A 14,394-nucleotide genomic window follows, 5' to 3' on the forward strand; every position below is an offset into this window, starting at 1 on the left:
CGGGGGCTGGGGAACTCAAGCCCAGCCCCAGAATTGCAACCACCAGCCAAATCCCACCATGCCTTCGGCCAGGAGCAGGCAAGCGATGGCGGACCCGCGTCGCACCTGGGAAAGTTTTTCGCGACTCAGCCGTTTCCAACCCAGTAGCAGGCTCCAGCCCATCGCGGCCAATAGCAGACAGGCCCTGGCCGGTTGTACCCACTCCAGCAGCAGGCCTTCATAACGCAGTAATTTGACGGTGGTGGCCGACAGCCCGAGAAACAGGCCGGCACCCCCCAGGGGCGTGAGTGTCAGCGCCAAGGGCCAATACAGTGTGCGATCTCTCGCCAGTCGGGCCGTCAGACGCAGAAGCAGCATCAACGCCGTGCCGAGCACAATCGAACTCAAACTCAGGTAAGCGACGATGCTGAAACCGTCGAGCCAGCTAAAGCTGTCGTTGAGCTGCGGGTAATGGGTCAGCAGCCACCAGGGGGCGTTGTCCTGCAGGGCCCAGAACTGGTTGTGTTCGACCAGCCACTGGGCCAGGGATTGTTTGAGGGCGACAAACCATGGGCTGACCGTCCACTGAAACGCGCCCATGGCCAAACCGATCACGCCGAACAGCAGCAAACGCGTATCCCAAGGGGACAGCGTCTGCGCCGTCGCGTGAAGAATCTCCTGATTGCTGGAGCGGGCGATCAGTTGAACGGCACCGCGTTGCCCGCTGCAGCGTCCGCAGGCGTGGCAATCACTGGCGCCTTGCAGGCGGCGGATATCGAGCAGGGGAGCGCAGTTGGGCGGCGGCAGGCGTGGTGCGGAATTTTCTAGCCAGCGTTGTTCATCGACCTGAAAGTGCACGGGGGCTAGCCTTGCGAGCAGGGCGAAAACGCCGCTGACCGGGCACAGGTAACGGCACCAGACCCGCTTGCCCCGGGCGAACAACAACCCGACGATGACCGCCGCGACGGTCGAACCGCCCAGAATCAACAGCGCGGCCTGGGCGTAGTCATAGACGCTGATCAATTGGCCGTAGAGGGTCGTCAGGCAGAACGCCAATGTTGGCCAGCCGCCCCAACGCAACCAGCGCGGCACACCCAGGCCTTTACCGTAATGGCTGGCCCATTCGCTGAGCGAACCTTCCGGGCACAGAACGCCACACCAGAGTCGGCCGAAGAACACCATCGACAGCAACACGAACGGCCACCAGATCCCCCAGAATAGAAACTGCGCGAGCAAGGTCAGGTTGTCGAGTATCCGTGCCTGGCTGTCTGGCAGCGGCAACAGCGCCGGGGTCACCAACAGCACCGCGTAAAACACTACAACAGCCCACTGCACCGCACGGATGACGGGCGCATGGCGACGCATCCCGTCGCCCAGGCGCTGGAGCCATCGATTGCGCCGGCTCAGGTCGGGCATGGCAGGTTTTCCGCAGTCCGTTGCCGTAGCCAGCCGCCGACCGCCAGCCAATAACCGATCCACACCAACAAGGTCAGGCCACTGGGGCTTGCCCGATAACCGGCGAACCCGGCAAGAAAACCACCCAATCCGTGGCTGTCGTTCAGCAACGTGCTGCTATCCCAAAGCGCTTCGCCAATGAGGCTGTAAACCACGTCCGGCAAATCCAGGGCGAGCAGTTGGCCGCCGATTCGTTCGGTGCCGCTGACCAGCAACGCTGCGCCGAGCATGAGCAGGATAACTTCGCTGATGGCAAAGAATCGCTGCCATGAAATGAATCGGCGACTGCTGTGCAGCAGCGTGATGGTCAGCGCCGACAGCACCAGTCCCAACACGCCGCCGACGGCAAACAAACCGAGCTGCGGACCTCGCAACCGGGCGCCGGCGCCATAGAGAAAAACCACCGTTTCGCTGCCTTCGCGGCTGATCGCGAGCATGGCCAGCAGTAATAGACCTGCGCCCCCTTGCCGAGCCAGGTGGCTATCGGCGTGTCGTCGCAAATCGTGGTTGAGGCTGCGTCCGTGGCGATGCATCCAGCCCACCATCTGCACCATCAACAGGCTCGCAACCAACGCAAGTGTGGCCTGGAACCATTCGCTGGCCGACCCGTTCATGGCCTCACCGGCAAACAGAATCAACACCGCCAGCAGGCCCGAGAGCATCAACCCCAGCACCACACCCGCCCAGAGGAATTTGACCAGCCGATTACGTTGGCCTTGCTGGCTGGCCCAAGCCTGGAGAATACCGATCACCAGCAACGCCTCGACGCTTTCGCGCCAGACGATGAACATTGATTGATTCATGGAAGCTCCGTGCGCTAACAGGTTATTTCGCGAGGATGCCGCCCTCGGGCAATTGCGGATTGAACTCGTCAAAAAAGGGGTAGTGACCGGGCCTCAGGGGGTGAATGACCACGAAGGTTGTCACGCCCGGCGACAAGACTTTTTCAACCCGCAACGGCGTGCTCTCGAACTCGGCCGGACCTTGGCCGACGTTCTTCAGGATGATCTTGAAGCGCTGTCCGGCCGGCACCTCCAGCAGGGCAGGCGTGAAGTGGCCATCGCGAAGGCTCAGCTCAAAGCTGGGTAACTGGGCATAAGCCGTCACTGGCACGACGGCTCCGGCGAGGATCAGCCAGGCAATGCGCAGGCGCTTCATTCAATAGCCGCCTTTTTTACCGATGCCGGCGTAGATGAATTCGTAGTGCAGTTCGCAGCGTTCGAACCAGGGCGCTACACCGGTTTCCTTATCGGTATGGCGCCCAAGGGAGCCGTGACCGCCAGGTGGCAGGACGGTGAAGGTCAGCCGATATTTACCCGGTCCCAGCAGCTTCACATTGTCGCCATAGTGCGGGCCATCATTGGCGACCATGGCATGGAAGTCGCCCTTGATTTCGTCCGGGTTGCCCGCTCTGCTCAAGTTGAACGAGACATTGAGGTAAGGCACGAAACTGCCTTCCTGAAAGCCTTGGCGATTGTCCGCGGTGGCGCGAATATCGGCTTCTAGGTGGACGTCAGAATCCGCCGTGGCGCGCATCATCCCCGCAGGTGCCATTTCTATCGGCTGCAAATACACCGCCCCGACTTCCAGCCCGGGACACAACTGTGGTTCCCCGATCGGGTATTCCTTGGCGTGAGCCAGCGGCGATAGCAAGAGCAGGGCGAGTGATAGCGAAAAAGGGGTACGCATAATAGCTTCCTGAACACTGACGAGTAGGAGCCCGAGTCTAGGAAGCTTTGCTGCGAACAATAATGATTGTTATCAAGTTTTGAGCAATTAAACGGTTGGCTCGTCACGTTGGCGAAATCGCTGGGCGCGATCGACGCTGTGGGTCATCTGTGCCGCCGCATGAACGGTCAAGGGATGCTGGGTAAAACCGGGTCTGGGGGAAATGTAGTCGGCCATGTCCCGGGCAATGGCGAGCTGACGTTCCGAACCTTCTGCCAGCAGCGCGATGACCAGGTTTTCCAAGGCAATCACCCGGACACGCAAGTGAACCAGCTCGGCGTTGGTCAAGGCGGGCGGGGCGGTAAACGCCTCGCCATCGATGGATGTTGCGGCGTTTTGATCGTCCCATGTCGACAGGGTTGGATGGTCCGGGGCCCCAACGCTTGGGAAAGGATTCTTATTGAGCATGAGCGGCGACTCCTGGTCTGTTCAGCCGTTAGAAGCTTAGCTGCAGGATCGCGATGGGGGAGAAGAGTCGTTTGATGTCGATTCTTGATATGTATCAAGGCTGGCATTGGGCAAGGGCTGTAGGTTGGAAGAACGCCACTCAATCATCGGAGATCGGCATGGCCAAGAACTTCCCCGTCAACCCCAAGCACCCCGAACGGATCTGCTGGGGATGCGACCTGTATTGTCCGGCGAAGTCCCTGGCGTGCGGCAATGGTTCCGAACGGACGATGCATCCGGCGGAGATGTTTGGAGAGGATTGGCATCTGCCTGGCGACTGGGGCCTTGATGCGGTCATTACTACAGACAAGGGGGTGGATGACTTTCAATCACTGCCTGATGCGTGCGCTGCACGCAAAGCGTTGATCCGCTTTTCGTAGGAGCCAGCGGTGCGTCGATCGCCGCACCGCTGACCCCTACAGGCTGCGCGATATCAAGCGTGGGTGATGGAAAGGTCGCTGATGATGCACACCGAACCGTCTTCGGGGTCGGTGGTGTCGGAGTAATCGATCTGGTTGTACACACCGCCGTGGAAGGCCAGCGTTTTCGTGTCCCAGGTGTTGTCGAGACGCATGATTGCGGAGGTCGATTTGACCCCGTTACAGCTCGCCGAAACGGAGACCGCGCCGCTCGAATTGGCGTGAATGTTGATTTTGAACAGTGCCCCGAGCGGCACGTCTTCAAGAACCGTCGTGTTCACCGGGTCTTCTTGAAGATAACTCGACCGGAACCCCATGGTGATTCGGCCTTTGTTCCAAAACACTTTCACCGGTGGTCGCTCTGAGCCCTGCACATGAATCTGGCCGATCACGACCTTCTGCAGCGAGTTAACCTTCGTCAGGCGCATTTCTTGGCGGTTCCAATGGTCAGCAGCGCTGGCGAACAGCCAATAACCCGGCTCTTTCCACTCGCAACGAGTCCGCTGCGTGCTTTTGCTCGAAGCGCCGAGCGTCGGTGCCGTCATTTGCAGCGAGCCATCTGGAAGCATCGAAATGACTTCCGGGCATTCAAGCAGTGCCCGCCAGCCGATGAGCTCAAGTGCGATGGGGTTGGTCTCGGAGATCGGAAGCGGTGTAGCGATTGTGTAGTTGCTGATATCTACGGTCATGGTCATTTTCCTTAATTCATGTTGATGTCACCTTTTGCTCCGTTGAGCCTTTCGTTTGATGTAGGCCTACATCCCACTGCCCACTCAGTGAATGGGCAGAAGTGATGCTTTCGTTGTTGCTCGCGTTCCGGGTCATGTATCCGTTCGGTCAGCGCCTCGTCCGCCGTCGCAGATCTAAAGAGCGGTGCGACTTTCGATCCTTGAAAATAAAAGTAGCAGTGCTTATATTTAATGTAAATAGCACTGCTAATAATATTTTGGTTGGGCGTAGAAACACCTGCGCTAGGCGCAATGCTGGTCACTTAAGAGAGTCTTGAGTCAGTGAGAAACCTGTGGCGAGGGAGGCATGCTCGCGCTTGAGTGCGCAGCACTCACAAAATCCGGTGATTGTTATCGGATTTTTGGGGCCGCTACGCAGCCCAGCGTCGGAACGCCGCCCGGAGCAAGCTCGCTCGCCACAAAGGCTTAACTGTCGGGTTACTTCGCCTTGGCGTTTTTAATGTCGCTTATGATTTGCTGCGCAATAGCTTCAACCTGCTCTTTGGTCATGGCTGACATGACACCCTCCCACGCAGACGATGACGTGTCATAGGTCCGGGTGCCAATCAGGCGGCCCGACTTCAAGTCTGAGTAATCTGCGCTTGAGTTGACCCAGGCGTTACCGACCATCACGCCCGCGCCGTAGCGCGCACCTGGCGTCAGGTATCGAAAGTTGGTCACGTTGATCTTGATGTCCACACCGTCTTTGCCAGAGGGGCTTAATGCCTGAGTCTCAGTAAGGCTGTAGCCCGCTCGAGTAGCTTCGTTTTGCAGGGCCGCATTCCATTCCTGTTTTAAGCGAGGCCAGTCTTCGTTCTGCAGAACCTTGCTATTCCCTTGGAAGTTAACGACCAGGTTTTGCTTGGCTGATTCCTGGATTGCCAGCGTTTCAGTGCCGCCGCTTTTTACGGAAGCTGCACAGCCGCTCAGCAGCGAGATGGCAATGGCGCATGACAGGGAGAACAAAAGCTTAGGGTTTTTCATTGAATTTCCGTATCCATAAAGAGTGGGTTGCTTTCATAAAACTGCTGACCGTTGCCAGTCCGGGCACATCATTGCGTATACATCGCCTACCGGGCATGTGAACGTCAATCAGCGGGCAAACATTCCCCACCAGAACACGTGGCCCAGGATCACGATTTGCTGTTCCTGAACTTCTGCAAAGGTGTAGTCCTCATCCGGATGCTCGTCGCGATTGAAGCTGCGCAGGCGGATGCCCGTCGGTAGGCGGTAAACCTGCTTCACTCGTAGCTGACCGTTGTGGTTGATGGCGTACATGTCGCCGTCAACGATATCGCCCAGTGAGCTCTTGCCGACGTTGATGCCTACGGTTGCGCCGTCACGCAGCACTGGCAGCATGCTGTTGCCGCTGACAACCACGCACTTCGCGTTGCTGAACTGAACGCTGTTATGGCGAAGGTCCTTCTTGAAAAAGCGCAGCCGGGCAGTGTCGCTCTCCTCAATCACGAAACGGCCTGATCCGGCCGCCAGTTCCACTTCACGGAGGAAGGGAACGTAGACCTCATCGTCATCCAGGGGAGTGTCGTCATCCCAAGGCTGGATGTCCGACATCAATACGCTTGGCTGGATGCGCTCGGAAGACTGGACGCTTGCAACCGTCGACATCAGGCGTGGGCTCACTTCGCTGGCATCGAAGCGCAAGGCTTTTGCCAGTTTCAGGAGTGCCTCGACGTTCAGTGGAACCTTGCCGGTTGCGTACTGACTGAAGGCGCTTTGGCCAGACCATCCGCAGACCTCGGCCACATCCGCTTGAGTGAGATTTGATCCAGCCGCTTTGGCGGCAGACTTTCGCTGGTCGTAAATAGCCTTGAGCCTTGTGCTCTCGGCGATTTCTTCAGGGGTAAGTGGGCGGCGTGTTTTCATGGCGACAAGAGTATTAGCAGAACTGATATTTCTGCAAGTAGCGCTGCTAGTAGTTTCTAGCTCACGAAAGTAATTCTGCTGTGATGCATGGGGGGTGTCTGGGCGGTAATGATCTCGTCATGGTTATGACGAAAATTTCAATATTGAAATATGTCTCAATTTTACATACCTTGACCTTGCCTGACGATGAGACCGGCGCGTCTCACGACTTCAATCACAACAAGGGCTCGAGATGAACAACAACAAAAAAGCTTCGCAACTGCCTCCCGCCGCCGTCGATGTGCTGGTCGTCGGTAACGGCCCGGTAGGGGCGACAATCGCGGCGCTGCTCGGCCGCTATGGAGTAAAGACACTGGTATTGGACAAGACCCATGAGGTCCTGCTAATGCCTCGTGCCATTGCTCTGGACAACGAGGCGCTTCGCATCCTGCAACTCGCCGGATTGTCGGAAGATGCTTTCGAGAAGATCGTTATCCCTGAAGTGAAGATGCACTCCCCGGTCCTCGGGCAATTCAGTCGGGCCAACACCGCCGGGTGCATCGACGGCCACCCCAAACTGGTGACGTTCTATCAACCCGACCTCGAACACGCGATGCGTAAACAGGTCTGCGGGCTGAAGTCAGTGACCAGCCTGGGTGGCTTCGAGCTCGAGAATCTGGTCGAGGAATCGGATTGTGTCGTCGCCTCCGTGCGGGATCAGGACGGCCATCTGCATTTCATTCGTGCCCGATACCTGGTCGGTGCGGATGGTGCCAGCTCCAGGGTCAGGGCCTTGATCGGCCAGGAATTCGAAGGACAAACCTATGCAGAGGATTGGCTGATTGTCGATGTAAAAAACCGGCATAAGTCCGCCATTGATCACGTTGAGTTTCTCTGTGATCCAAAGCGCCCAACGCCGCACATGCCCGCTCCCGGCGGAAGGGAGCGTTGGGAGTTCATGCTGCACCCAGGCGAATCCCGGGAAGAGCTGGAAAGCCCGGAAAGCATCGCCCGGCTGATTGCGCCATGGATCAATCCGCAGGAGCTGGAAATCGAGCGCAAGGCCGTGTATCGATTCCACGCACGTTGCTGCAACAGATTCAGCAAGGGGCGAACTTTTCTTGTCGGGGATGCAGCCCACATTACTCCCCCCTTTGTTGGGCAAGGTCTCGTAGCGGGGCTTCGAGATGGCGCCAACCTCGCCTGGAAACTGGCCTGGGTCCTTCACGGCCAAGCCGCGCCTTCAGTACTCGATACCTATGACGTAGAGCGCCGCCCCCATGCCCAGGCGATGATCAATCTGGCAAAACTCATGGGCCGTCTGGTGATGCCAAGAAACAAGGTCGCCGCTTTCTTCATCCACGCAATGATGCGCGCGCTGGCGTTGACTCCCGCTTCCAGAAAGTACTTCGAACAACTGGACATCAAACCGAAGAACATCTTCAAAAACGGTCTGTTCATGCGTCATCGTCGTGGCGACAAACTGGTGCGTGGCAGCCTGTTTCCCCAGGCCTGGGTTCGCAACACGCAACAGCAGATCCAGCTGAGCGACGATGCGCTTGGACACAACCTGACCCTGGTCGGATTCGGTGTCGACCCGTTGGCACTGCTGAGCGCCACCGAGGTCTTTTCCTGGACAAGGATGGGAGGTCACTTCTTGCAGATAGGGTCCTGCGGTCAGCGCTCCGACAGCGCTTGCGACTTCATCGAAGACTTGAACCATGACATCCTGCCGCTGGCTGCCAAAGGCACGCTCGTCGCGATCCGCCCCGACGGTATCATCATGCACCACGCTCCCGGCGCGGAGGCAGGCAGCCTGGTTCGAGACTGCCTGATCCTGATGGGTAGCGCCGATTCCACGGCCGACAGCGTTTCCATTACCATCAACGAGCCTCCTCGATTAAGAGCGTGAAGATGCCTTCCCCCATTTTTCCTTCAGAAGCAACTGAGCAAGAGCCTCTCACTCGAGGCCACAAGAAGCGGGAACGCACCCGTCGCGGCCTGGTGGAAGCGGCGTTGCGTCTGGTCGCACGCAAGGAAGTGGGGGAGATTGCACTGCTCGATGTCGCCGCGGAGGCCGCGGTTTCCAACGGAACCATCTACAACTATTTTCGAACGCGTGACGAAGTCCTCGAGGCGGTTGGCATCGCCATGGCGAGCGAGTTCTCCGATGCCATTTCCGCCCTGAGCTCGGACGTACACTGCGGTGCACAGCGGCTTTCGATAGGCGTGCGCATGTTCATCTGCCGGGCCGCGTACGACCATCAATGGGCTAACGCACTGCTGCGCATCATCCATTCCGATCAGACCATGCGCTCGCGCTTGGCCGCCCATGTGCTGGGCGACTTGCGTGAAGGGCTGCGCGCGGGGACTTTCGCTTATGAAGACGAAGGGATCGCCCTGGACATGGTCGTATCGTGCACAACCGGAGCCATGCGTTCGGTTGTCGAAGGGCGTGTGGTGGCGGAGCACGATCTGCGGGTTGCCGAGATGATTCTCAAGGCGCTGGGCGTAACACCTGCCAGAGCCAAGAAAATCGCTGGTAAGCCGCTACCCTGATGTCATCCTCGACCCGCTAGGCCTCAATGCCGATAAGAAGGACTTTCTGGCTTCGTGCATTCCCCGTAGCAGCTGCCGAAGGCTGCGTTCGATCGTGCGCGATCGCAAAATCAGGCGCTGTGGTGTTACGGCTTGACCTGAACATGCGTGTTCATTTGTGTCGATTCTGAAGGGCCTTCATTGACTTTGATGTCGCTCGCGACGCCCAGAATTTATAAGGCGCATAACGGTTTTTATCGAAGGAAAGCTTTTTAATCAAAAAACGTTGTTGACTGCGAATGAACACGCGTGTTCAATTGGGCCATAAGGTAATCCTGGAGAGAGAACCGTGGAATCCCTGAATCCAACACAGCGCCGTATTCATCAAGCCGCCTTTCGCCTGTTCGCTGAAAGAGGCACCACACAAGTGAACATTCTTGACCTCGCACAAGAGGCAGGCGTGGCGCGCGGAACGGTCTATAGCAACATCGACAACATGGAAAGCCTGTTCGAGGCAGTCGCCAGCCATCTCGCCAAGGAGATGCATGAGCGCGTCAACAAGAGCTTCAATTCCCTTTCTGATCCGGCTCAGCGCCTTGCCAATGGCATTCGATTGTTCATTCGTCGAGCGCACGAAGACTCTCAATGGGGGGCGTTCATCCATAAATTCGCCATGAGCAATGCTTCGTTGCGCGAAATGTTCAGCAGCCAAGCGACGACCGATCTTCTGGGCGGACTGTCCAGTGGGCGGTACACGTTTGAAAAGGGGCAATTGCTCTCGGTACTGACGCTGATATCGAGCAGTGTCCTGGGCTCGATTTTCCTGGTGCTGGAAGGCCACAGAACCTGGCGCGAATCGGGCTCTGACACGGCCGAGCTGGTGCTGCGGGCATTGGGCGTACCGCCCGAAGAGGCTAGAGCGCTGGCGACCACCGAGTTGCCAGCACTGCCTTCCCTCGACTGATTCATTAACCGAGTCAACCAGACATCCCTGGATTTTCAGGGGTGCGGGGACGGCTTTACCCTGAAAACCGGAAAACAAGAACAATGACCCACAAAAATGAAATGCCCCGGTTAGCGACACCACAACCTGCCCGGCATCCGCAACCGACGGTGAAGGCCCAGGATCTGACCCACCTGATCTTTCAACGGCCGGACTTGAACGAGGCGGCGCGGTTCCTGACCGACTTCGGCCTGTCGGTAAGTCAGCAGGACGCCGATACGCTTTACCTGCGCGCCACCGTCCCCACTGCATATTGTTACCGTGTCCATCGTGCAGAACATGCACGTTTTGTCGGGTTCGGACTGGCCGTCCAGTCGCTCAAGGATCTGGAGAAACTGACGCGCATCCCAGGCGCGTCATTGGTAGAAAAATCAGAACATCCTGGTGGTGGGTATTGCGTCAAACTCACCGATCCTTCCGGCTTCATCGTGGAAGCTGTTTGCGACCAGACGGCAGGTGTAACGCTGGGACACAGAGCTCCTCTTTCCTGGAATCTGGCGCAGGAGCAACCGCGAATCAACGCCACGCAGCGCCCGCCGATCGCTCCGGCTGAAGTCCTCAAGCTGGGCCACATCGTCATCGAAGTGGCCGACTACCAGGCGACCTGTGCCTGGTATGCGAAGCATTTCGGGTTGATTCCCAGCGATGTGCAGGTACTCCCCGATGGCACACCTATTGTCACCTTTATGCGCCTTGACCTTGGTGACACTCCTGCGGATCACCATACGCTCGCGATAGCGCAAGGGTTCATGGCGACCTATAGCCATAGCGCCTATGAGGTCGTCGATGCAGACGCTGTGGGCATGGGGCAGCGCGTCCTGCGCGAGCGCGGTTGGGTGCACTCATGGGGCATCGGCCGACACATTCTGGGCAGTCAGATCTTCGATTACTGGCAAGACCCTTGGGGCGATAAGCACGAGCATTACTGCGACGGGGATATTTTCACGGCTGCACAGCCTACGGGCATTCATCCCGTGAGCCCCGAGGCAATGGCGCAGTGGGGGCAGCGCATGCCCAAGCGTTTTACAAAACCGAAGATGAGCCTGGCCAATCTGCGCGCGCTGTTGCGCAACCTGCGACGCAGTCCGGACTTGAGCATTCGCAAGTTGATAACACTCATGCGGATGTTCGGGTAGAGCTGCCGCCATGTCAGGCAATGCAACCAGGTATGGCCGTCGGGATGTGCTCAAAGCCGGCGCCTTGATCGCCGGCGGCTCGTTGGTCTACAGCGTTGCCAGCCCCCTCTCAGAACAACACCACAGTTCTCGCGCCGCCGAGCGCGGGACAAACGCCGCTCCAGGAGTACCTTCAATGTCTGCTGTACACGTAGTCCGCTTCGAATTTCAGAACGGTATCCACTGGGGCGTGCTGCGCCAGGGCCGTATCACGGTGGTGCCCGGTGCTTTTGAAACCACCGGTGATTTCATTAGCCAGAACAGTATCGGCGACCTCGCTCAATTGAAAGGTACGGAGCTTGCGGAGGGCGAAGTGAAACTGCTGTCGCCGGTGACCCGTAACCAGCAGTTCGTCTGCCAGGGCGCCAATTACCGTCAGCACATGATCGAGTCGGGCATGGACCCGGATGCGAAGAAATTCAACATGATCTTCACCAAGGCGACGAGTTGCCTGGTGGCGGCTGACAGCGACCTGATCAAGCCGCGCACCGTGCGCTTCCTCGACTACGAGATCGAACTGGGGCTGGTGATGAAACGCTCGATCAACGGCGCTGTTGCTGTCACCGACGCCAATCTGCATGAGTTCATCGCAGGCGTTGTCATCGTCAACGACTACTCGGCTCGTGACATTCAGATTCCTCAGATGCAGTTCTATAAGGGCAAGAGCTTTCGTACTTTCGGTCCGGTCGGCCCGTACCTCTGCCTTCTGGATGCCACGAACATTCGTTACCTGAAAGAGCTGCAACTGCGCCTGACGGTCAACGACCAGGTGCGACAGAACGACAGCACGGCCAACCTGGTTTACGGCCCCGCTGAAACCCTGACTGAACTCTCTGCCTTGCAGGATCTCGCCGCTGGAGACCTGATCGCCACCGGTACGCCTGCTGGCTGTGCGCTCACGGTACCTTCGCCTGGCAAACAGCGTATTGCAGCCCTGATGCCAGAAGCCACCAAATGGAAGCTTTTCCTCAAGGCGCAGGAAGGTCGGACGCAATATCTCAAGCCAGGTGACGTGGTTGAGGCGCGCATTCGCAGCGCCGATGGTGTGATCGACCTCGGCGTGCAACGCAACCGAGTCGTGGAGGAAGCCTGATGGTTGTGCAGACGCTGAGTGACATCGAAAGCCTCGAACAAGTCCCCCTGTCGGAACGTGGCCTGGCATCCAGCACTTATGAAGCGCTGCGACAGGCAGCCCGGTGCTCCCCCCAGGCACCGGCGCTTAGCTTCTTCGCCGATGCCGCCGATTTCAAGCGCACCTACAAATGGAACTACTCCCAGCTCTTCGCCGATATCACCCGCGCGGCGAATGCCTTCGATGACCTGGGTATAAAGCCGGGCGAGGTGCTTGCCTTTATCTTGCCCAATCTGCCGGAAACCCATTTCACGATATGGGGCGGGGAGGCGGCAGGCATCGTCATGGCGATTAATCCTCTGCTCGAGGCCAAGCAGATAGCTGGCTTGCTGGATGCTGCGAAGGCATCCGTGGTGGTGACGCTCGCGCCGACGGCGGGCAGCGATCTGTGGCCCAAACTGGCTTCGCAACTGGATCAGTTACCCTCGGTCAGGTCTGTCGTGTGGGTCAGCATGGAGCCCTATGTCGCCGAACCCGTGCGTGGGGCCCTGAAAGCAGCGGCGCTGAAGGAACGAGACTTACACCGAGATATTGCGATCCACGATTGGCAATCGCTGATGAGTACTCAGCCGCACACACACCTGAAGAGCGGTCGGCAAATCCGCCAGGATGAGTGCTCCTCCTACATCTGTACGGGCGGCACCACCGGGCTCCCCAAGATCGCCGCGCGTAGCCATGGCTCTGAAGTGTTCAATGCATGGGCCGTAGCCGCTCATTTGCAGCCACGCAGTGGTGGCCAGGTCATCTTTTGTGGCCTGCCGCTGTTTCATGTCAATGGACAACTGGTGACGGGGCTGGTGCCTTGGACTCAGGGCGACCATGTGATCCTCGGCACGCCTCATGGCTATCGTGGCGAGGGGGTGATCCCGCGATTCTGGGAGATGGTCGAGCACTTCGGTATCAACCTCTTTTCCGGCGTGCCAACTGTCTATGCCGCACTTCTGCAAAATGAATGGCAGGGCTGCGACCTGTCCAGTCTTCGCTATGCAATGTGTGGCGCCGCACCCATGCCGGCTGAGCTTTTCCGGGAGTTCGAGCGCCGGACCGGGCTAAAGATCCTTGAAGGTTACGGTCTGACGGAGGGCACCTGCGTTTCCTCAATCAATCCGCCCCATGGCGAGCGCCGTATCGGCTCCATCGGGATACGGATCGCCTACCAGAATATGCGCGCGGTCGTGCTCGATGATTCTGGAGAGTATCTGCGCGACGCCAACGTGGATGAGATCGGCCTCATCACGATCAGTGGCCCGAATGTCTTCGATGGCTACCTGGAGGCGCGTCATAACCAGGGCCTTTGGATCGATATCGACGGTCAGCGCTGGCTGAATACCGGCGATTTGGGTCGTGAGGATGCACAGGGGTACTTCTGGCTGACCGGACGCAAGAAGGAGTTGATCATTCGCGGCGGCCACAACATCGATCCCAAGCAAATCGAGGAGGCTCTGCAGGCGCATCCCGCCGTCGCCTTGGCCGCTGCAATCGGTAGCCCCAATGCCTACTCGGGCGAGGTGCCAGTCGCCTACGTTCAACTGCGCCCCGGTCAAGTTTGCAATGCCGAAGAGCTTGAGGCATTCGCTCATCTCAATATCAGCGAGCGGGCAGCAGTCCCCAAGCGCATTGAAATTCTCGAGGCGTTGCCACTGACTGCCGTGGGCAAGATATTCAAGCCCGCTTTGCTACAGCGGGAGATTGCCAAAGTAGTCCAGGAAGAAGTGGAACGCCTGGGGCTTTCGAATATTGCTGTTGAGGTCGTGCAGGACAATCGCCGTGGGCATGTCGCCTGCATCCGGGCCGGAACTGCCCAAGAAGTCCTGGCTCCGCTTTTGGGGCGTTATAGCTTTCAAACCGAGTGGCTTAATTGAGTCTCTGATTCGCATCTGTAATCGCGGCAGTCGTGCCCTGGTGTTGTTCAGTCAGGGCCTTTTAC

At 58.2% G+C, this 14,394-nt stretch carries 15 protein-coding genes; 7 read left to right on the forward strand and 8 right to left on the reverse strand.

Annotated elements, in window-relative coordinates:
• Positions 1-15: 15 nt before the first annotated feature.
• From ACZ9IM_RS14595 to ACZ9IM_RS14615, 5 genes are all read right to left on the reverse strand, one after another.
• Positions 16-1,395: a 4Fe-4S binding protein gene (locus tag ACZ9IM_RS14595; protein ID WP_476224305.1), complete on the reverse strand. Its 1,380-nt coding sequence runs from the start codon at positions 1,393-1,395 to the stop codon at positions 16-18.
• Positions 1,383-2,237 (reverse strand): FTR1 family iron permease, encoded by an 855-nt coding sequence (locus ACZ9IM_RS14600; RefSeq protein WP_476224306.1) that lies wholly within the window; start codon positions 2,235-2,237, stop codon positions 1,383-1,385. Before ACZ9IM_RS14600 ends, ACZ9IM_RS14595 begins: the two co-directional genes overlap by 13 nt.
• A 22-nt stretch (positions 2,238-2,259) precedes the next feature.
• Positions 2,260-2,592 carry a cupredoxin domain-containing protein gene (locus tag ACZ9IM_RS14605; protein ID WP_476224307.1) on the reverse strand — a complete coding sequence of 111 codons (333 nt, stop codon included), beginning with the start codon at positions 2,590-2,592 and terminating at the stop codon, positions 2,260-2,262.
• Positions 2,593-3,123 (reverse strand): iron transporter, encoded by a 531-nt coding sequence (locus tag ACZ9IM_RS14610; protein ID WP_427623131.1) that lies wholly within the window; start codon positions 3,121-3,123, stop codon positions 2,593-2,595.
• Between the two features lie 87 nt (positions 3,124-3,210).
• Complete coding sequence (locus ACZ9IM_RS14615) at positions 3,211-3,570, reverse strand: hypothetical protein (RefSeq protein ID WP_476224308.1); 360 nt, start codon at positions 3,568-3,570, stop codon at positions 3,211-3,213.
• A 158-nt stretch (positions 3,571-3,728) separates the two neighbouring features.
• On the opposite strand from ACZ9IM_RS14615, the gene ACZ9IM_RS14620 reads away from it, so the two are divergent.
• Positions 3,729-3,989: a DUF3079 domain-containing protein gene (locus tag ACZ9IM_RS14620; protein ID WP_476224351.1), complete on the forward strand. Its 261-nt coding sequence runs from the start codon at positions 3,729-3,731 to the stop codon at positions 3,987-3,989.
• Between the two features lie 53 nt (positions 3,990-4,042).
• On the opposite strand, the gene ACZ9IM_RS14625 is transcribed toward ACZ9IM_RS14620, so the two are convergent.
• The 3 genes from ACZ9IM_RS14625 to ACZ9IM_RS14635 form a co-directional block, all read right to left on the reverse strand.
• Positions 4,043-4,717 (reverse strand): polysaccharide lyase family 7 protein, encoded by a 675-nt coding sequence (locus ACZ9IM_RS14625; protein WP_218396217.1) that lies wholly within the window; start codon positions 4,715-4,717, stop codon positions 4,043-4,045.
• 477 nt (positions 4,718-5,194) lie between these two features.
• The gene (locus ACZ9IM_RS14630; RefSeq protein ID WP_476224309.1) at positions 5,195-5,740 is read right to left on the reverse strand and encodes a hypothetical protein; all 546 of its coding nucleotides are present in this window, start codon (positions 5,738-5,740) and stop codon (positions 5,195-5,197) included.
• Positions 5,741-5,848: 108 nt separating this feature from the next.
• The gene (locus tag ACZ9IM_RS14635) at positions 5,849-6,640 is read right to left on the reverse strand and encodes an XRE family transcriptional regulator (protein WP_476224310.1); all 792 of its coding nucleotides are present in this window, start codon (positions 6,638-6,640) and stop codon (positions 5,849-5,851) included.
• Between the two features lie 232 nt (positions 6,641-6,872).
• On the opposite strand from ACZ9IM_RS14635, the gene mhpA reads away from it, so the two are divergent.
• The 6 genes from mhpA (at position 6,873) to ACZ9IM_RS14665 (ending at position 14,329) form a co-directional block, all read left to right on the forward strand.
• Positions 6,873-8,531, forward strand: a complete 1,659-nt coding sequence (mhpA, locus tag ACZ9IM_RS14640; protein WP_476224311.1) for a bifunctional 3-(3-hydroxy-phenyl)propionate/3-hydroxycinnamic acid hydroxylase MhpA — start codon at positions 6,873-6,875, stop codon at positions 8,529-8,531.
• 2 nt (positions 8,532-8,533) lie between these two features.
• A complete protein-coding gene (locus ACZ9IM_RS14645) occupies positions 8,534-9,178 on the forward strand; it encodes a TetR/AcrR family transcriptional regulator (protein WP_427623137.1) in 645 nt (214 codons plus the stop codon).
• 328 nt (positions 9,179-9,506) lie between these two features.
• Positions 9,507-10,121, forward strand: coding sequence for a TetR/AcrR family transcriptional regulator (locus ACZ9IM_RS14650; RefSeq protein ID WP_427623138.1), 615 nt, complete (start codon positions 9,507-9,509; stop codon positions 10,119-10,121).
• A gap of 83 nt (positions 10,122-10,204) precedes the next feature.
• Positions 10,205-11,296 carry a VOC family protein gene (locus tag ACZ9IM_RS14655; protein WP_427623139.1) on the forward strand — a complete coding sequence of 364 codons (1,092 nt, stop codon included), beginning with the start codon at positions 10,205-10,207 and terminating at the stop codon, positions 11,294-11,296.
• Positions 11,297-11,471: 175 nt separating this feature from the next.
• Complete coding sequence (locus ACZ9IM_RS14660; protein ID WP_427623140.1) at positions 11,472-12,428, forward strand: fumarylacetoacetate hydrolase family protein; 957 nt, start codon at positions 11,472-11,474, stop codon at positions 12,426-12,428.
• A complete protein-coding gene (locus tag ACZ9IM_RS14665) occupies positions 12,428-14,329 on the forward strand; it encodes an acyl-CoA synthetase (RefSeq protein WP_476224312.1) in 1,902 nt (633 codons plus the stop codon). The genes ACZ9IM_RS14660 and ACZ9IM_RS14665 overlap by 1 nt, the downstream gene beginning before the upstream one ends.
• Positions 14,330-14,394 lie beyond the last annotated feature (65 nt).

This window comes from Pseudomonas sp. TE12508 (assembly GCF_056279485.1).